This is a genomic window from Serratia montpellierensis (assembly GCF_020858655.1).
Classification (GTDB): domain Bacteria; phylum Pseudomonadota; class Gammaproteobacteria; order Enterobacterales; family Enterobacteriaceae; genus Serratia; species Serratia montpellierensis.
Genome location: NZ_VOSN01000013.1, coordinates 244,905 through 263,303 on the forward strand (window position 1 = coordinate 244,905; position 18,399 = coordinate 263,303).

Sequence of the window (18,399 nt, forward strand, 5' to 3'; positions counted from 1 at the left end):
GGGATCTTACATCCAGAAATGGATAATCATGCGAAGCTTTAACGACTTTCCGCCGTATAATGGCATAATTCCCCTATTGTTTGCCAGTCTGTCCAGGAGCTTTAATCAATGGAACACCCCAACTCTGCCCCGGTGCTGATTACCGGCGGCGCGCGGCGCATCGGGCTGGCGCTCGCCAAAGCGTTTCTCGAGCGCGGCGTTCCCGTCATCATCGCCTATCGCAGCGAATATCCGGCGATGGCCGAGTTGAAAGCCTTGGGCGCCTGCTGCATTCAGGGCGATTTTTCCACGCACGAAGGCATCTACCGTTTCGCCGATCGGGTACGGCAAGTGGCACCCAAACTGCGCGCGGTGATACACAATGCCAGCGCCTGGCAAGCCGAGTCGCCGGAGGTGCCGCCGGAGCAGGTAATGGCGGCGATGCTGCAAATTCACGTCTATACGCCCTATTTGCTCAACCAGCTGCTCGAATCCTGCCTGACCGGCCAGGGCCAGGCAGGCGCGGACATTATCCATCTGACCGACTACGTGGTGGAAAAAGGCAGCGACAAACACATCGCCTACGCCGCCAGCAAGGCCGCGCTGGACAATATGACCCGATCGTTCGCCCGTAAGCTGGCGCCAGAGGTCAAGGTCAACGCCATCGCGCCGGCGCTGATCATCTTCAATGCGGGCGACGATGAAGCCTATCGCCAACAGGCGCTGGCGAAGTCGCTGATGAAGGTCGCGCCGGGCGAGAGCGAGGTGGTCAATCTGGTGAACTATCTGCTGGAAAGCCGCTACGTGACCGGCCGCACCCACGGCGTCGACGGCGGGCGGCCGCTGCGCTGACGCAAAGATCCGCATGGCGCATCCTCGCAGGCCGCGCTATGCTGAAATCCGCTTTTCTTATTAAAACACGGGCATATGCATAAAATTGTTTTTGTGGAAGACGATCCTGAAGTCGGCAAACTGATCGCCGCCTATCTGGGCAAACACGACATCGAGGTGCTGATCGAGCCGCGCGGCGACAGCGCGCAGGCGCGCATCGAGCGCGAGCAACCCGATTTGGTGCTGCTGGACATCATGCTGCCCGGCAAAGACGGCATGACGCTGTGCCGCGATCTGCGCCCCACCTTCCCCGGCCCGATCGTGCTGCTCACCTCGCTCGACAGCGACATGAACCATATCCTGTCGCTGGAGATGGGCGCCAACGACTATATCCTGAAAACCACGCCGCCGGCGGTGTTGCTGGCGCGCCTGCGTTTGCACCTGCGCCAACACAGCCAGCAGCCGAAAGAAGAGTCGGTTCAGCCGCTCACCCAGCACAACGCGCTGCATTTTGGGCTGCTGTGCATCGATCCGGTCAACCGCCAGGTCACGCTGGGCGAAGAAACGGTCACTCTGTCCACCTCGGATTTCGATCTGCTGTGGGAGCTGGCGACCCACGCCGGACAGATCATGGATCGCGAGGCGTTGCTGAAAAACCTGCGCGGCGTGAGTTACGACGGCATGGATCGCAGCATCGACGTGGCAATCTCGCGCCTGCGCCGCAAACTGTACGACAATGCGCTGGAGCCGTTCCGCATCAAGACCGTGCGCAATAAAGGTTATCTGTTCGCCCCTAACGCCTGGGCATCGGTGCAACAATGAGAAAACTTTTCGTCCAGTTCTTCCTGTTGCTGTTCGTCTGTTTTCTGGTGATGGCGATGCTGGTCGGCCTGGTGTACAAGGTGACCGCCGAGCGCGCCGGCCGCCAGTCGATGGACGATTTGATGAAAAGCTCGCTGTACCTGATGCGCAGCGAGCTGCGCGAAATCCCGCTGAAGGACTGGAACAAGACCATCGCCACGCTGGATTTCAACCTGTCGTTCAAACTGCATATCGAGCCGCTCGGTAAACAGGAACTGAGCGAAGATCTGAAAAAGCGGCTGCGGCTGGGGGAGATCATCGCCCTCGACGATCAATACACCTTTATGCAGCGCATTCCGCGCAGCCACTATGTGTTGGTGGTCGGCCCGATTCCTTATCTGTTCTATCTGCACCAGATGCGCCTGCTGGATCTGGTGTTGCTGGTGTTTATCGGCATGTCGCTGGCGCTGCCGGTGTTTCTGTGGATGCGGCCGCACTGGCAAGACCTGCTCAAGCTGGAAAACGCCGCCCAGCGCCTCGGCGCCGGTCATCTGGATGAGCGTACCCACTTTGACCCCACCTCCAGCCTGAGCCGGCTTGGCGTGGCGTTCAACCAGATGGCCGACAACGTCAACACCCTGATCGCCAGTAAGAAACAGCTGATCGACGGCATCGCCCACGAGCTGCGGACGCCGCTGGTGCGCCTGCGTTATCGGCTCGAAATGAGCGATAACCTGTCCGACAGCGAGCAGCAGGCGCTGAACCGCGATATCGGCCAGTTGGAGTCGCTGATCGACGAGCTGCTGACCTACGCCCGTCTGGACCGTCCGCAGGTTGCGTTAAACATTGAACCCATCGATCTGCCAAAGTGGCTCGAGGACAAGGTCGACGATATCCGTCTTATTCATCAGGAACGCGACATCCAGCTCGATATCCCGCACGTCGGCGACTTCGGCGGCGTCGATCTGCGCCTGATGGAACGCGTGCTCGACAACCTGGTCAACAACGCGTTGCGCTATTCCGAGCAGCGCCTGCGCGTGGGCCTGTGGTTTGACGGCGACCTCGCCTGCTTGCAGGTCGAGGATGACGGGCCGGGCATCCCGCCGGAAGAGCGCGAACGGGTGTTCGAACCTTTCGTCCGCCTCGATCCCAGCCGCGATCGCGCCACCGGTGGCTGCGGGCTGGGGCTGGCCATTGTCCATTCCATCGCCGTCGCCTACCAGGGACAGGTGTTCGTCGAAGGCAGTTCGCTCGGCGGCGCCAGCTTCCGTTTCTGCTGGCCGGTGAAGCCGACATTCAGTTTAAAAGCCGATCTGGCGTAATACCGCCGGACCCTTCTCATTGGAGCCGAATAATAATGACATCTGCACATTCCAACACTTCTGCTTACGATCACCTGCGCGCTCTGTTCAGCCGGCTGTCGCGTTTCGGCCACCTGTCCGCCATCGCCGGTTGGGACATGCAGACCATGATGCCGCCGGGCGGCAGCAAGGCGCGTTCCGAAGCGCTGGCCGAGCTGAGCGTGCTGCAGCACCAGATTTTAACGGCGGAAAGCACCGGTGCGCTGTTGGATCGCGCGCAGCAAGAGACGCTGGACGAGCTCGACCGCGCCAATCTGCGCGAAATGCGCCGCCAATATGAGGACGCGGTGCTGCTGCCGGCGTCGCTGGTCGAGGCCAAATCGCTGGCCGGCGCGCGCTGCGAACACGCCTGGCGCGCCCAGCGCCCGGCCAACGACTGGGACGGCTTCGCCGAGAACCTGCGCGAAGTGGTCAAACTCAGCCGGGAAGAGGCGCAGATCCGCGCACAGGCGGCCGGCACCAGCCGTTACGACGCCCTGCTCAACCTGTATGAGCCGGGCATGCGCAGCAGTGACCTCGACCGCATCTTCGGCGATCTGAAGACCTGGCTGCCGGACCTGTTGCAGCGCGTGGTGGCCAAACAGGCCAATGAACCTTGCCAGACGCCGCAAGGCCCGTTCAATGTAGACACCCAGCGCCACCTGAGCCTCAGCGTGATGAAACTGCTCGGTTTCAACTTCGACAACGGCCGCGTCGACGTCAGCGCTCACCCATTCTGCGGCGGCGTGCCGGAAGATGTGCGCATCACCACGCGTTACAACGAGAAGGAGTTTTTGACCGCGCTGCTGGGCATCGTGCACGAGACCGGCCACGCCCGCTACGAGCAGAACCTGCCGCGCGATCTGCTCGGCCAGCCGGTCGCGCTGGCCCGCTCAACCGCCATCCACGAATCGCAGAGCCTGCTGTTCGAAATGCAGCTGGCGCGCGGCAATGAATTCCTGAAAATCTTGCGTCCGCTGGTCACCGCGCAGTTTGGCGAACAGCCGGCGCTGGAAGAAGCCAACTTCATTCGCCTCAACCAGCGCGTTAAACCGGGCCTGATCCGCGTCGACGCCGACGAGGTGAGCTATCCTGCCCACGTCATCCTGCGCTACGAAATTGAAAAAGCGTTGATCGAAGGCGAGGTCGAAGTGGAAGACATTCCGGCCTTGTGGAATGAAAAGATGCACGCTTACCTCGGCCTCGACACCATCGGTAATTATCGCAACGGCTGCATGCAGGATATCCACTGGACCGACGGCGCGTTCGGCTACTTCCCGACGTACACCCTCGGCGCAATGTACGCCGCGCAGCTGTTCCACAGCGTGCGCCAGGCCCTGCCTTCGCTGAGCGAGGATATCGCCGCCGGCAATCTGCAGCCGCTGTTCCACTGGCTGCAGCACAACATCTGGCGCCACGGTAGCCGCTTCCCGACCGAGACGCTGATCGCCAACGCGACCGGCGAAGCGCTCAATCCACGCTACTTCCGTCAGCATTTGGAAAACCGCTACCTGTAATCTCTCCTGGCGCGGCCCTGCCGCGCCCTTTTCCCGCCTGCAAGACCGAATAATGCTTCATAACGCAGGTTCTGTGCCGGCAACGCCTTGGCTACAGAGTGGCGGGTGGCCACTCACCATAAGTATGTTGTAACTAAAATAGTAAAAACGCCGGCGTTCCGGCCTCTCATCCCAGTGCGTGACGGGCGATCATCGCCGCCAGCTGCGGCCTCAACGGGGCCGGCAGGTCATGCCCCATGCCCGGCATAATATGCAATTTGGCGTTGACGACCGCGCGGGCGATCGCCACTCCGCCCGCCTTACGCACCAGCCGATCGCGATCGCCGTGAATGACCAGCGTCGGTGCAGCGATGCGCCGGCTGTAACGACGCAGATCGCCGCTGCCGAGCAACGCGGAAAGTTGCCGCTGCATGCCTGCCGGATCCACGCCCCGCTTCAGCAGCCGCTTCACCAACGCATCCAATTCCGCCTCTTCCGGCGGGTAAAACCGGGTGCCGAGCGCACGCAGGAAGGCTTTCATACCTTCATGGCGCTGCTGCGGCGTCAAATCGGCCGCGGGCCGGCGCACCAACAGCCACAGCAGCGAAGGCGCCGGCGGCGGTAACAGTGGCTGATTGGTGCTGGAGAACAAGATACATAATGAAGCGACGCGCTGCGGATAGTCGGCGGCCAGCACCTGGGCGATCATCCCCCCCATCGAGGCGCCCAGTACGTGAGCCTGCGGGATGCGCAGGTGATCGAGCAGATGCGCCGCGTCCGTTGCCATGTCCGCCAGGGTATAAGGCACCGCCGTTTGCCAACCGAGCTGGGCGCGCAGCATCAGTAGCCACAGCGGCTGCGCGCGCTGCGCCTGCGTTTTGCCGGAAAGACCGACGTCGCGGTTGTCATAACGGATCACCCGAAACCCCTTGGCCACCAGGGCGCGGCAGAAATCGTCAGGCCACAACAGAAGCTGCGCGCCGATGCCCATGATGAGCAGCAGCGGCGGGTGCGTCTCATCGCCCCAGTCCTCATAGGCCAGCGGCACCTCGCCCTGTTCCGTCACGCCACAGCGAATCGTTATCTCTTTCATTTTAAATCCCTTTTATCGCGCCTGGCGGTCATTATAGCAGCAATCCCCTTTGCCGCCGCCGCCCTGTACATTAGGTTACAAGCCGAAACCAATCACTCACGGAAAGCCGGGCGCCATTTGCCTACTATCATTTCAACGGCCCCGCAGTGGGGTTGATACCCAAAAGTCATGTTGAGGATTCTGCGATGAAAAAAGTATTAGCTCTGGTTGTTGCCGCTGCAATGGGTCTGTCTTCCGTGGCTTTCGCTGCCGAAGCTGCCACCACCGCACCTGCGGCTACCGCAACCACCGCCACCGCTGCGCCGGCTAAAGCTCAGGTGAAACACCACGGCAAGAAAGCCCCGGTTCAGAAAGCTCAGGCGGCCAAAAAGCATCACAAAAAAGCCGGTAAGAAAGCCCCGGCTCAAAAAGCCCAGGCGGCTAAAAAGCACCACAAGAAAGCCAGCCACAAAAAAGCGTAATGACGTGAGGGTCCCCTCACCGCTTCAGGCTTGACGTGTACGACACCCGGTTCGCCGGGTGTTTTTTCATCGGGGGGTTCTCATTGATGCTGCGCCGCTACCTGTTCGAGATCGTTCTGACCGCCCTGATCCTTTGTGGACTGATCGCCGTCTTTTTTTACCTGTAGCCTGCCGCGTCGCCGGCGGGAAATTATTGAAAAATCAATTATTGCCCATCCACATGGCTGCTAAATCAGTCTATAGTTAGCATTCAGTGTGTTTATGGATGATCCGTATTTGTCAGGCAAGAGATCTATGCGCATATCCGTTTTACCGTTGCTGTGCTTACTCCCACTCATCGCTGCTCAGGCGGCACGCGCCGACGGCCCGTCCAAGGCCGAGCAAACGCGTCTGTTTTTCGGCAAAGATGAACGAATCAAGGTCACGGATACCGCCGCCCAACCGTGGCAGGCCATTGGCCAGATCGAAACCGCCAGCGGCAATCTGTGTACCGCCACGCTGATCTCCCCGCACCTGGCGTTAACCGCCGGCCACTGCGTGCTGGCACCGCCCGGGCAACTGGATAAGGCCATCGCCCTGCGCTTTGTGGCAGGCGATAAATCCTGGCAGTATCAAACCGGCAATATCGAGACCCTGGTCGACAGCAAGCTGGGCAAAAAGCTGAAGCCGGACGGCGATGGCTGGATCGTGCCGCCCGCCGCTGCCGCCTATGACTTTGCGCTGATCCGTCTGAAAGACAAAAAGCCGCTGCCGATCGCCCCGCTGCCGCTGTGGCAAGGCGACAGCAAGGCGCTGACTCAGGCCCTGAAACAGGCCAAACGGCTGATAACCCAAGCGGGTTACCCGGAAGATCATCTGGATGACCTTTACAGCCACCAAAACTGCAAGGTCACCGGCTGGGCCCAGCAAGGCGTACTGTCACACCAGTGCGATACCCTGCCCGGCGACAGCGGTTCACCGCTGCTGTTGAAAACCGCCGACGGCTGGCAGCTGATCGCCATCCAAAGTTCGGCGCCGGCGGCGAAAGATCGCTATCGCGCCGATAACCGCGCCCTGGCGGTGCCCGGCATCCGCGAAGCGCTGGACGCCCTGGCCGCAGGCAAATAATCCTCTCGCAGCGGCGCATTATGCGCCGTTGTGCTTTATCAGCCCCCTTGCATATAGCGCCGCGGCGTGGTGCCGGTGAACTGACGGAAAAAGGCGATAAACGCGCTGTCGCTGGAAAACCCCAACCGCTGCGCCACCGCGCTGACCGACGGCAACGCCGCCAGCAGCTCGATTGCGCGCATCAGACGCCACTGCTGGCACCACTGCTGATAGCTCAGGCCGGTTTCTCGCTGAAACAGCCGCGTTAGCGTTTTAGCGTGCAGATTCAAGCGCTGCGCCAACGCCGCCAACGCTGGTAACTCGTCGCTCTCCGGCAGCGTGGCCAGCCAGGCGGCAAGACGCCTGTCCTGCGGCAGCCGCAGTTGGGTCTTCTCTCGCTGCGCCCCGCCCAGCTCATTGATCAACACCGCCAGCAAATCGCGCGCCTGGGGCTGCGCCAACGCATAGTCCAGCGGCCAGTGCGCGATGCGCTCGACGATCGCCGCCAACAGCGGGTTCACCGCCAGCACCGCAGCCTGTGGCGGCATGACGGCCGTCAGCGCCGGATCGAAATACAGCGAGCGATAAGCGACGCGGCCGCGCAGCTGCACCCGATGCGCAATGCCGCCCGGTATCCAGACGCTGCGCGTCGGCGGCAAAATCAACCACTGCTGCGCCAACGTGACCGTCATGCACCCCTGCGGCGCATACAGCAGCTGCGAACGCTGATGCCAATGCAGCCCGGAGTCGTGCTCCGCCAGTTCGGCCGCGATGCCAAGCACCGGTGCCGGCAGCCGATCCGGGTCGAACGGGTGATGCTGTTGAATCAGCGCCATCGGATTGTCCTATATCTGTTGTTTTTTGTCCTAATGATTGTAATCGAACAAAACGCCGCTCCCTATACTGGCCGCCTTAACTTTTAGGGAGAATGGGCATCATGCAACGCTTATCTTTACCGCTGCTCGTCACCGCCATCATGACGCCGCAGATCCTGGAAACGCTGTACAGCCCGGCGCTTACCGCCATCCGCAGCGATTTCGGTATCAGCGCCGCGCAGGCCGGGCAGACGTTATCCATCTATTTCTTCGCCTTCGCCCTCGGCGTCGCCTTTTGGGGCGTCTTCTGCGATCGCTTCGGCCGCCGTCCGGCGATGCTGGCCGGCCTGGCGCTCTATCTGGTCGGCGCCGGCATTGCGCTGCTGAGCGGCAGTTTCACGCTGTTGCTGGCCGCCCGTGCGCTGATCGCCTTCGGCGCCGCGGTCGGTTCAATCGTCACGCAAACCATGCTGCGTGATGTCTATCAAGGCCCGGCGCTGGGGCGCATGTTCGCGCTGGTCGGCATCGCGCTCTCCATCAGCCCGCTGCTGGGGATGTTTGCCGGCGGCGCGCTGGTCGCCTGGGGCGGCAGCGCTGCGATCTTCATCGCACAGGCAGCCTGGGCGCTGGCGCTGCTGCTGTGGAGCTACGGCACGTTGCCGGAAACGCGGCAGCGGCAGATCGCAACGGACGCCGCACCGGGCATTGCCCTGACGACGATGCTGCGCGATCGGCACATCTGGTGTTCGGCACTGTTGGTCGCCAGCTTCAATATCATGGTGTTCAGCTACTTCAGCCTGGCGCCATTCATGTTCGAAAGGCTGGGATTGAGCAGCCAACAGTTTGGCTACTCGGGCGTGATGCTGGCACTGGGCAGCCTGGCGGGGGCGCTATTAAACCGCCACCTGCTGGCGCGCGGCGTCAGCGCCAAACGTCAGATCCTGCTGGGGGGATTGCTGGCGGTAGCCAGCGGCGTGGCACTGTTCTGGTGGCAACACAGCCTGTGGATGCTGCTTCCCTGTGGGCTGGTGATGCTGGTGTTCGGGTTGGCTATCCCGAATGTGCTGAGCCAGGCGCTGACCCGCTACCGGCAGCAACTCGGCACCGCCGGTGCGTTATTTGGGCTGCTGTACTACCTGCTGATCGGTCTGGGGCTGACGATCGCGGCGCGCGGGCAGGATTTGGCCGCCACGCTGCTGCTGTGCGGCCTGTTGAGCCTGTGGTGCGCCGGCCGCTTGCCGGCCGGCGCGCCTGAGCTTAGCCCGAAAGCTGCTCGATAGTTTGCAGAATGCGCTTGTCGGAGATCGGGTAAGGCGTGCCCAGCTGCTGTGCGAACAGGCTGACGCGCAGCTCTTCGATCATCCAGCGCACCGCTTTTACCTCTTCCTCCTGCTGTCGCTTCGGCGGCAGCTTGTTCAGCCACTGCTGCCAGGCCTGCTGCACCTGCTCCACCCGCAACATCTGCGCGCGGTCGCGGTGCGGATCGATAGCCAATTTTTCCAATCGGCGCTCGATCGCCTGCAGGTAACGCAGCGTATCCGGCAGGCGTTTCCACCCGTTGCCGGTCACGAAGCCGCGGTAGACCAGCCCGCCGAGCTGGGTCTTGATGTCCGACAGCGCCAGCGCCAACGACATGTCCACCCGGCCCTTCAGCCGTTTGTTGATGTTGAAGACCGCCGTCAGGATCTGCTCAACCTGCTTGGCCACCTCAACGACCGTGTCGTTCAGCTCGGCGCGGATCTGCTCCTGCAACCGTGCAAAGTCTTCCTCTTGCCAGACCGGGCCGCCGTGTTCGGCGATCAGCTTGTCAATGCCGCACGAAATGCAATCGTCGATCAGCTCCAGCACCTTGCCGTACGGGTTGAAATAGAGCCCCAGCTTGGCCTTGTTCGGCAGCTTTTCATGCAGGTATTTGATCGGCGAAGGAATATTCAATAGCAGCAGGCGGCGCGTGCCCTGCCACATCGCCTGTTGCTGCTCGCTTTCGCTGTCGAACAGGCGGATCGCCACGCTGTCCTTTTCATCCACCAGCGCCGGGTAAGCCTTCATCGAATAGCCGCCGCGCTTCTGCTCGTAAAACGCCGGCAGTTGGCCAAAGCTCCAGACATGCAGATTGCTCTGCTCCAGCCCGTCGTCGGCCACCGCCGACAGCGTTTCCTGCACCTTCTCTTTCAGCTGCAGGCGCAACGCGGCCAGGTCTTTGCCTTCGCGCAGCGTCTGGTTTTTCTCGCCCACCACGCGGAAAGTCATCTTCAGATGATCGGGCACCTGATCCCACTGCCAGTCATCACGTGACACGGTCACGCCGGTCATGCGCCGCAGTTCGCGCTCCAGGGCGTCCAGCAGCGGCAATTCCAGCGCCGTTACGCGGCCAAGGAACGCCTCGGCGTAGTTCGGTGCCGGCACGAAGTTGCGACGCACCGGCTTCGGCAGCGACTTGATCAGCGCAATCACCAGCTCGCGGCGGATGCCCGGGATCTGCCATTCAAAGCCCTGCTCCTCCACCTGATTGAGGATCGGCAGCGGAATGTGCACCGTCACCCCGTCGGCGTCGGTGCCCGGTTCGAACTGGTAGCTCAGCCGCAGCTTGAGGTTGCCCTGATGCCAGAAGTTCGGGTAGTCGAGCGCGCTGATCTTGTTGGCGCCGTCCTTGATCAGCATCTCTTTTTCGAAGTTCAGCAAGTCCGGCTGCTGTTTGGCCGCGTTCTTCCACCAGCTGTCGAAATGACGGCCGGAAACCACGTCGTTGGGGATGCGGCGATCGTAGAAGCCGAACAGCGTTTCGTCGTCCACCAGAATGTCGCGGCGGCGCGATTTATGCTCCAGCTCCTCCACTTCGGCGCGCAGCTTTTGGTTTTCGCGGAAGAAGGCGTGGCGCGTCTGCCAGTCGCCCTCCACCAGCGCATGGCGAATAAACAGCTCGCGGCACAGCAACGGATCGATGGAGCCGTAGTTGACCTGGCGCGCCGCAACGATCGGCAGACCGAACAGCGTGACCTTTTCGCTGGCCATCACCGCGCCCTGCGACTTCGACCAGTGCGGCTCGCTGTAGCTGTGTTTCACCAGGTGCTGAGCCAGCGGCTCGATCCATTCCGGTTCGATGCGGGCGGCGATGCGTCCCCACAGGCGGCTGGTTTCCACCAGTTCGGCCACCATGGTCCACTTCGGCGGCTTCTTGAACAGGCCGGAGCCGGGGAAGATCGAGAAGCGGGCGTTGCGCGCGCCGGTAAATTCCTGCTTGTCCGCATCCTTCTGGCCAATGTGCGACAGCAAGCCGGTCAGCAGCGCGGTGTGCACGCTGCGGTAGTCGGAAGGCGTGCTGTTGATCGGCAGCCCCAGCTCTTTCACCACCTGGCGCAGCTGGGTATAGATATCCTGCCACTCGCGCACCCGCAGGTAGTTGAGGAAATCGTTGCGGCACAGCCGGCGGAACTGGCTGGAGGAGTTCGCCTTTTGCTGCTCCTGCAGATAATCCCACAGGTTGACGAACGCCAGGAAATCCGAGTCTTTGTCGGCGAAGCGGCGGTGTTTCTCATCCGAGGCCTGCTGCTTGTCCATCGGGCGCTCACGCGGATCCTGAATCGACAGCGCGGCGGTGATGATCATCACCTCGCGCACGCTGCCGCTCTTCTGCGCTTCCAGCACCATACGCGCCAGACGCGGGTCGATAGGCAACTGCGCCAGCTGCCGGCCCTGCGGCGTCAGCTGATAGTGGCCGTTGTCGGCGGTAGCGATCGCCCCCAGCTCTTCCAACAGGCGCACGCCATCCTGAATATTGCGCTTGTCCGGCGCCTCGACGAACGGAAACGCGGCGATGTCACCCAGCCCCAGCGAGGTCATCTGCAAAATGACCGACGCCAGGTTGGTGCGCAGAATTTCCGGATCGGTAAACGCCGGCCGCGAGAGGAAATCCTGCTCGGAGTACAGACGGATGCACACCCCTTCCGAGACGCGGCCGCAGCGCCCTTTACGCTGGTTGGCGGAGGCCTGCGACACCGGTTCGATCGGCAGGCGCTGCACCTTGGTGCGGAAGCTGTAGCGGCTGATGCGCGCGGTGCCCGGATCGATGACGTACTTGATGCCCGGCACCGTCAGCGAGGTTTCCGCCACGTTGGTGGCCAGCACGATGCGGCGGCCGTGGTGCGACTGGAACACCCGGTTCTGCTCGCTGTTCGACAGGCGCGCGTACAGCGGCAGCACCTCGGTATGCGGCAGATTGAGGCGGTTCAGGGCGTCGGCGGTATCGCGGATCTCGCGCTCGCCACTCATGAAGATCAGAATGTCGCCCGGCCCTTCGCGCCCAAGTTCGTCCACCGCATCGAAAATCGCCTGCAGCTGGTCGCGATCGGTATCGTCACCGTCGTCGACCACCGGGCGGTAGCGCACCTCCACCGGGTAAGTGCGGCCGGAAACCTCGATGATTGGCGCATTGTTGAAATGGCGCGAGAAGCGCTGCGGATCAATGGTCGCCGAGGTGATGATCACCTTGAGATCCGGGCGCTTCGGCAACAGTTCGCGCAGGTAGCCGAGAATAAAGTCGATGTTGAGGCTGCGCTCGTGCGCTTCATCGATGATCAGCGTGTCGTACTGCATCAGCAGGCGGTCCTGCTGAATTTCAGCCAGCAAAATACCGTCGGTCATCAGTTTGACCAGGGTATTTTCTCCCACCTGATCGTTGAAGCGCACCTTGTAGCCGACGCTGCCGCCGAGCGAGGTTTCCAGCTCGTCGGCAATACGGTTGGCGACGGTGCGCGCCGCCAGACGGCGCGGCTGGGTATGGCCGATCAGCCCTTTCACCCCACGCCCCAACTCCAGGCAAATCTTCGGCAACTGGGTGGTTTTCCCCGAGCCGGTCTCCCCGGCGACGATCACCACCTGGTGATCGCGAATGGCGTTTAAAATGTCCTGCTTTTTTTGGCTGACCGGCAGGCTTTCCGGATAGGTAATGCGCGGACAAGACGCGGCGCGCGCCTGAACTTTTTGCCGCGCCGCCGCGATGTCGCTTTCCACTTCGGCGGCAACCGCCAGCTGGGCATCGGGATTTTTGATTTTTCGTGCGCCCTGTAGGCGACGACGCAGGCGTTGTTGATCGCGGAGCATCAGCTCGCCCAGTTGGGCCGGCAGTGCCTCGAGCGGAGATTTCACGTTCGGTGTTCCTTGTTTCTTCGCCGCCAAGGCCAGGCTTGGCAACGGTTTAATGTTTTTTTAGCGATTTTTTTGCTTTAGCCGCACAGCCTATCACAAACGGCTTTCTCCCCCTACTTCCGCGAGTAAAGCGTCGTCATGTCATTCAATAAAATTGAACGGAGATCTCGAAATATTGCGCTATCACTGTGGGGGGAATGTGAATAGCATGTACTTCATGCAAGGGACGCTGAGTCCTGATGTCACTGTCACAACGTAAGGAATTATCGATGAGCAACGTATTGGTTCTGAAATCAAGCATCCTGGCGACCTACTCTCAGTCTAACCAACTGGCCGATTTCTTCGTAGAGCAATGGAGCAACGCCCACAGTGGCGATACCATCACCATTCGCGATCTGGCCGCGCAGCCAATCCCGGTCCTGGATGGCGAACTGGTTGGCGCGCTGCGCCCTTCCGATGCTCCGTTGACCCCGCGTCAAAAAGAAGCGCTGGCCCTGTCGGACGAACTGATCGCCGAGCTGCAGGCCAATGATGTCATCGTGATTGCCGCACCGATGTACAACTTCAACATTCCGACCCAGCTGAAAAACTATTTCGACCTGGTTGCCCGCGCCGGCGTGACCTTCCGCTATACCGAAAACGGTCCGGAAGGCCTGGTGAAAAACAAACGCGCCGTGATCCTGACCAGCCGCGGCGGCATCCATAAAGGCACCCCGACCGACCTGGTAGAACCTTACCTGCGTCTGTTCCTGGGCTTCATCGGCATCACCGATGTGGAGTTTGTCTTCGCGGAAGGCATCGCCTACGGCCCGGAAGTGGCGACCAAAGCACAGGAAGACGCCAAGGCGGCCCTGTCTCAGGTGGTTGCTGCCTAAGACCCTGCGCAGGCGCGCCGAGCCCCTGCCGGACAAAAGGCAAGTCCTGTCAAACCTGCACTACCCTCATAATAATCATCTATCCGTATCATTTAGCGCGCCAGACGGCGCGCTTTTTTTATTTCTTCAGCCACTGGCCGTTGATACCGCGCACATACTCGCCGCTCTGCGCCCGCGTCACCAGCTTCTGCCCGGCCATGCGCGCCACTTCATCGACGGCGATATGGTTGCCGTCCGCCACTTCCTGATATTTATCGGCGCGGCCGGCGTTGATGCGCTTCACCAGCGCCAGCGTTTCCGCATCCTGCTTCACCGGCGCGATATAACCGCTCAGGGTTTCACCCACCCGCCCTTGCTGCTTCGCCTCATCCAGCGTCAACGCCATCGCCATGCCGCTGAACAACCAGGCGGCACCGACCAGCCACAAATAACGTTTTTTCATGTCGGCTCCTAGAACAGACCGCTTTGGGTTTTCAGCAGGTTTTCGACGTCCTTATCTACCTTGATATGAATTTCATGCTCGATCTTGACGTTCATATTGATGGTGATCGGATCCTTCGGCGTCGCCACCTCGATGCGCGGCACGCAGCCGCTCAGCAGCGAAACGCACAGCACCGCTGCCAGCGTCGACACACTCATGATTTTCATTGTTGTTCCCCAGGTTGTGAGAGGGCCTGCTCCAGCCACTCCTGTAAATTGTCGCCGAAGCGCAAACTGCGCCACAGCTGAAACACGTTTTCCTGATGGCGATAGTTCAGGATCACCTCGCGCTTGGCGCTCTTCTGCGGGTTGATGCCGTCGATGCGCGCGCTCAGCGTCAGCTCGCCCAGGTTATCGAGATCGACCCGGGCGTGCGAACGGTTGATTTCCATATAGCGCAGCCAGTCGATCGCCGCGCCGGTTGCCAGGTTGTTGCTGCCGATGGCGTCGGCCATGTCTTTGTCCAGCCGCAGCGTCAGGGTGCCGGCGTTGGCGATCCAGCCGTTTTGCACCAGCCATTTCGGGTGGTTCAGGAACAGCGGCAGCTCGCCGTCGACCCGGCCGGACATGGCGAATTGCTTCGGTTTCAGGGCGGTGAACAGCGCGCTGAGATCGACCTTGTCCAGCTTCAACACCGCGGCGTCATGCTGCGGCAACCGCAGCGCCGACAGGCTGATATGCCCGTTGAGCATGTCCACGCCGACGTTGCTCAACGTCAGCGGCTGCCCTTCGCTGTAAGGATAGGTGCCCTGCAGATCGGCGGAAATGTTCTGCATTTCAAACAGGTTGGTAAAGGACTTGATGCGCAGCGATATCGGCTGTTTAGCCCCCAGTTGCCACTGATGCTGCTTGAACCGGTACGACAGGATGAAATCCAGGCCGCTCATTTCGCCGTCCTTCAGCCACATGCCGCCATTTTTCACCACCCAGTGGCCGCCGGCCTCAAATCCTTGTTCGCGGGCGGCGGAAAACGCCGACTGCGCGTAAAACTCGCCGTCGCGCAGCGTGAGATTGAGATCCGGTGCCAGCAGCGGCTGGAAGACCTTCAGCGACTGTTTCGGCCACCAGGCTTCGCCGCGCAGGCGCTCGCCGTCCCAGCGGCCGCGCAGCGCGATCGGCCCGATCTGCTGCGCCTGCAGTTTGCCCTGCAGCTGGAAACTGTCCGGCGAACGGCCGTTCACCTGCAGCGCCAGCACCGGCGTCGGCAGATGGCCACCGTCGCTGAAGCTGACCTTATCCGCCGCCAGCTGGAATTCGCCGTTGAGCTGCGGGCTTTGTTCATCACGCTGCCAGCGCAGCGGTTGGTTGAGGCTCAGGCGCGGCGCGGCGACCGTCACCAGACCGTACTTCAATTTGTCGAAGCCGGTGGAGAGCTTGTCGAGCACCAGCTCGCTGTCCTGCCAGCGGCCGCTGCCGGCGACGTCCCAGGCGGCCTGCAGCGGCGGCAACCGGCCGTTGCCCCAGTAACGCCACTGCCAGTCACCCTTATCCGGCCAGAAATCCTGCGCCTGGCCGTCCAGGTGCAGCTTGAAGCGCCCCCAATAACTGTCGCTGGCGCTCAAAATCGCCTGCAGGTGGCCGGTGATACCGGCGGCCGTCACCTTCACGCCGGCCAACGGTAAACGCGCCTCTTCCAGCGTCATTTCCGGCGTCACCTTGCCCCACAGGCGCAGCAGCGAACCGGGCTGCAGCACCAGCGTCGGGTTGAGAATGCTGCCGCCGAGCACGCCCGGGATCGACGCGGTGGTGGAGAAGTCGGCCAGATTGGCCTGGCCGGTCAGTTGGAAACGCAAATCGCTGTCGGTCAACCCCACCTTGCCCGGCCCGAGGGTAAGCACCGCATTGCCCTTGCCGTTGTGACCGGCGGTGATCACGTTCAGCCGCGCGCTGATCTCCGCTTCATCCAGCCCTTTGCTCCAGTCGTGCAGCGCGATGCTCAGGCCGCCGTTCAACGGCTGCCCGCTGTATGGCCAACGCCACTCGCCCTGCTTGATGCTGACCCGCTGCGGGGTCACTTCCCACGGAAGCACCGCCAGCGGCCGGTCGTCGCCTTTTTCGCTCACCGTCAACACGCCCTGCTGCTGTTGCCAGCGCATGTCCAGCAACACAGGCTTTTCCAGATAGGCGGTCTGCATTTCCCCCTGCAGCGCGCCCTGCGTCGGCAGGCTGGCCAGATCCAGAGGAATGGTTATCTTGCCGGCGAGGTGCAGCGGTTGCGCGCTGTTGGGCGGGACGACGGTCAGGCTATGCAACGTCAGCTGCTGTTTTTCATCCAGCTGCGCCTCGGCACTGAGATTCGGCCCCTGATAATACAGGCGTTGCCCGTCGGAACCGGAAGAAAGCTGCAGCTTGCCGGCATAGCGCTGCCAGGGAATGAGCGTCAGGTCATTAATGGTGAGGTCCAACGGCGGCAGCTGTTGCTGCAGTTGATCGAGCGCCAGCGGCGCGCTGTTGGCGTCGCCGCCCGGCAGTTTTGACAAACAGGCGCTATCGACGCTGACCTTGTCGCTCAAGAGCTGCCAGCGGCCCTGGCGATAAGCCAACCGTGTCGGACCGACGTTGGCCAGCAGGCAATCTTGCGCGGTGAAACGCGCCCCCGCCAACGCCAGGCCGCCCTGGCGCCAATGCAACTTACCCTGCAACTCCAGCCGGCTTCCCGCCGGCAACCAATGCGATAACACCCCCGGCAGCCAGCGCGGCAAGGTTTGCCACAACGCCAGCAACAGGATTGCGCAACCCGCCACCGTCCCTATGAATACTTTTAATCGCCTGGTCATTAAATGATTGCTTCGTTCCTGAGTTAGGCATTCGTTAAGTCTATGCCTGAATTGACAATAATGATGGCACGAATTTGAGATAGGGTGAAGCTGAGTGCGGTCACGGAGGCGATTTGCACCTTTTTGGCGCAAACGTATGCGGGGTTGTAGATTTTCGTTACATATACATCACATAAATGGGACAGTTTTCAGACTTTTGTTATTGTCGTTACCATTGATGATTAATAGTCTTGCAAGCATTCTAATAAAAGTTTAGCTGCTAGCTAACTGTGTACTAGAGAAGCCATTCCCCACACCCCCGTGGGGATTTTTTTGTCGCGAATTTCAAATCACGGCCTCAATAAAAGCCTGTACTATGCGGCTGTCGCTCGCTTTACGCCAGATAGCGTAAATATCGCTGCGCATTTCATTCCCGCACTCGATATACGCAACCTCCCGCTGTCGCGCCAGGCTTTCAGGGACAAACGCATACCCCAACCCCGCGCTTACGCAGGCGAATATCACGTCATAGCATTCCACCTCCAGCAGCGCGGCGGGGATGACTTGCTGCTTCTGCAGCCAGGCGTCCACCAGATGGCGATAGTGGCATTGCCGCGAATAGACATAGAGATCGCTTTTTGCCAACAACGCCGGCTGATACGCCCCGCCAATGAAGACCAAACGCTCCTGAAAAGCACGCCGGCTCTGCAGCTGCGGATGTTCTATCGGCCCATCTGAAAACACCACGTCCAGAGTCCCTTTTTGCAATTGAAACTCCAGATCCAGCGAATAGCCCTGCACCACACTCAGTTGAACGCGGCGGTTCTGCGCACGGTAATGCGCCAACTTTTGCGGCAGATGATGACTCAAGGCGATATCCAGCGCGCCAAGCTTCAGTTCACCCTGCACCGGATCCTGTTCAAGCTGCGCGCGCGCCCGCTCTTCGATAGCCAAAAAGCGCTTGGCCTTATGGTAAAGCGCCCGGCCTTCCGGCGTAAGCGACAACCGATTGCGCTCACGATCGAATAGCGTAACGCCACACGCCGTTTCCAACTCTTTTAATTTCTTGGTCACGTTAGAGGGCACGCAAAACAGCCTCTCCGCCGCTGCCGTGAGACTCTCCGACTCAACCACCATGCAAAAGGTGGCTAACTGGGCACGTTTAAACATATCAAGCCTTCACCAAAAGTGAATTATTCACGAACTTTATTTCACTTTTAGTCAGCCATCAAGCCCGTAAA

The 18,399-nt window shown here is 61.0% G+C and carries 16 protein-coding genes; 9 read left to right on the plus strand and 7 right to left on the minus strand.

Features of this window, described 5'->3' with window-relative positions; genetic code table 11:
* Positions 1–108: 108 nt before the first annotated feature.
* From folM to FUU19_RS12990, 4 genes are all read left to right on the plus strand, one after another.
* Entirely contained in the window at positions 109–831 is a 723-nt protein-coding gene (folM, locus tag FUU19_RS12975; RefSeq protein ID WP_141968594.1) for a dihydromonapterin reductase, read from the plus strand.
* A gap of 75 nt (positions 832–906) precedes the next feature.
* Positions 907–1,632: a two-component system response regulator RstA gene (gene rstA, locus FUU19_RS12980; RefSeq protein ID WP_141968592.1), complete on the plus strand. Its 726-nt coding sequence runs from the start codon at positions 907–909 to the stop codon at positions 1,630–1,632.
* Entirely contained in the window at positions 1,629–2,933 is a 1,305-nt protein-coding gene (gene rstB, locus FUU19_RS12985; RefSeq protein ID WP_230489894.1) for a two-component system sensor histidine kinase RstB, read from the plus strand. Before rstA ends, rstB begins: the two co-directional genes overlap by 4 nt.
* Positions 2,934–2,968: 35 nt before the next feature.
* Positions 2,969–4,468, plus strand: a complete 1,500-nt coding sequence (locus FUU19_RS12990; RefSeq protein WP_202669556.1) for a carboxypeptidase M32 — start codon at positions 2,969–2,971, stop codon at positions 4,466–4,468.
* 166 nt (positions 4,469–4,634) lie between these two features.
* On the opposite strand, the gene FUU19_RS12995 is transcribed toward FUU19_RS12990, so the two are convergent.
* Entirely contained in the window at positions 4,635–5,540 is a 906-nt protein-coding gene (locus FUU19_RS12995) for an alpha/beta fold hydrolase (RefSeq protein ID WP_197834121.1), read from the minus strand.
* A 185-nt stretch (positions 5,541–5,725) separates the two neighbouring features.
* Here FUU19_RS12995 and asr point away from each other — a divergent pair, with 185 nt between their 5' ends.
* From asr to FUU19_RS13005, 3 genes are all read left to right on the plus strand, one after another.
* A complete protein-coding gene (gene asr, locus FUU19_RS13000) occupies positions 5,726–6,001 on the plus strand; it encodes an acid resistance repetitive basic protein Asr (RefSeq protein WP_025302975.1) in 276 nt (91 codons plus the stop codon).
* Between the two features lie 86 nt (positions 6,002–6,087).
* Positions 6,088–6,168, plus strand: a complete 81-nt coding sequence (gene ydgU, locus FUU19_RS24810) for a small membrane protein YdgU (protein ID WP_455677416.1) — start codon at positions 6,088–6,090, stop codon at positions 6,166–6,168.
* Positions 6,169–6,295: 127 nt separating this feature from the next.
* On the plus strand, positions 6,296–7,108 hold the full coding sequence (locus FUU19_RS13005) for a trypsin-like serine peptidase (RefSeq protein ID WP_141968584.1): 813 nt from the start codon (positions 6,296–6,298) through the stop codon (positions 7,106–7,108).
* Between the two features lie 38 nt (positions 7,109–7,146).
* Here the strand turns inward: FUU19_RS13005 and FUU19_RS13010 are convergent, their stop codons facing one another.
* Entirely contained in the window at positions 7,147–7,923 is a 777-nt protein-coding gene (locus FUU19_RS13010; protein WP_230489895.1) for an AraC family transcriptional regulator, read from the minus strand.
* Between the two features lie 101 nt (positions 7,924–8,024).
* On the opposite strand from FUU19_RS13010, the gene FUU19_RS13015 reads away from it, so the two are divergent.
* Positions 8,025–9,182, plus strand: a complete 1,158-nt coding sequence (locus FUU19_RS13015; protein WP_230489897.1) for an MFS transporter — start codon at positions 8,025–8,027, stop codon at positions 9,180–9,182.
* On the opposite strand, the gene hrpA is transcribed toward FUU19_RS13015, so the two are convergent.
* The gene (hrpA, locus tag FUU19_RS13020; RefSeq protein ID WP_230489898.1) at positions 9,160–13,047 is read right to left on the minus strand and encodes an ATP-dependent RNA helicase HrpA; all 3,888 of its coding nucleotides are present in this window, start codon (positions 13,045–13,047) and stop codon (positions 9,160–9,162) included. The two genes, FUU19_RS13015 and hrpA, sit on opposite strands and share 23 nt — an antisense overlap.
* A 269-nt stretch (positions 13,048–13,316) precedes the next feature.
* Between hrpA and azoR the strand changes: the two genes are divergently transcribed.
* Positions 13,317–13,922, plus strand: a complete 606-nt coding sequence (azoR, locus tag FUU19_RS13025; RefSeq protein ID WP_141968576.1) for an FMN-dependent NADH-azoreductase — start codon at positions 13,317–13,319, stop codon at positions 13,920–13,922.
* Between the two features lie 118 nt (positions 13,923–14,040).
* Here the strand turns inward: azoR and FUU19_RS13030 are convergent, their stop codons facing one another.
* From FUU19_RS13030 to FUU19_RS13045, 4 genes are all read right to left on the minus strand, one after another.
* On the minus strand, positions 14,041–14,364 hold the full coding sequence (locus tag FUU19_RS13030; protein ID WP_197834428.1) for a YdbL family probable chaperone protein: 324 nt from the start codon (positions 14,362–14,364) through the stop codon (positions 14,041–14,043).
* A gap of 8 nt (positions 14,365–14,372) precedes the next feature.
* A complete protein-coding gene (locus FUU19_RS13035; protein WP_025302979.1) occupies positions 14,373–14,570 on the minus strand; it encodes a YnbE family lipoprotein in 198 nt (65 codons plus the stop codon).
* Positions 14,567–17,179: a YdbH family protein gene (locus FUU19_RS13040; protein ID WP_197834427.1), complete on the minus strand. Its 2,613-nt coding sequence runs from the start codon at positions 17,177–17,179 to the stop codon at positions 14,567–14,569. The genes FUU19_RS13035 and FUU19_RS13040 overlap by 4 nt, the downstream gene beginning before the upstream one ends.
* A 324-nt stretch (positions 17,180–17,503) precedes the next feature.
* A complete protein-coding gene (locus FUU19_RS13045) occupies positions 17,504–18,328 on the minus strand; it encodes a LysR family transcriptional regulator (RefSeq protein ID WP_197834426.1) in 825 nt (274 codons plus the stop codon).
* Between the last annotated feature and the right edge of the window lie 71 nt (positions 18,329–18,399).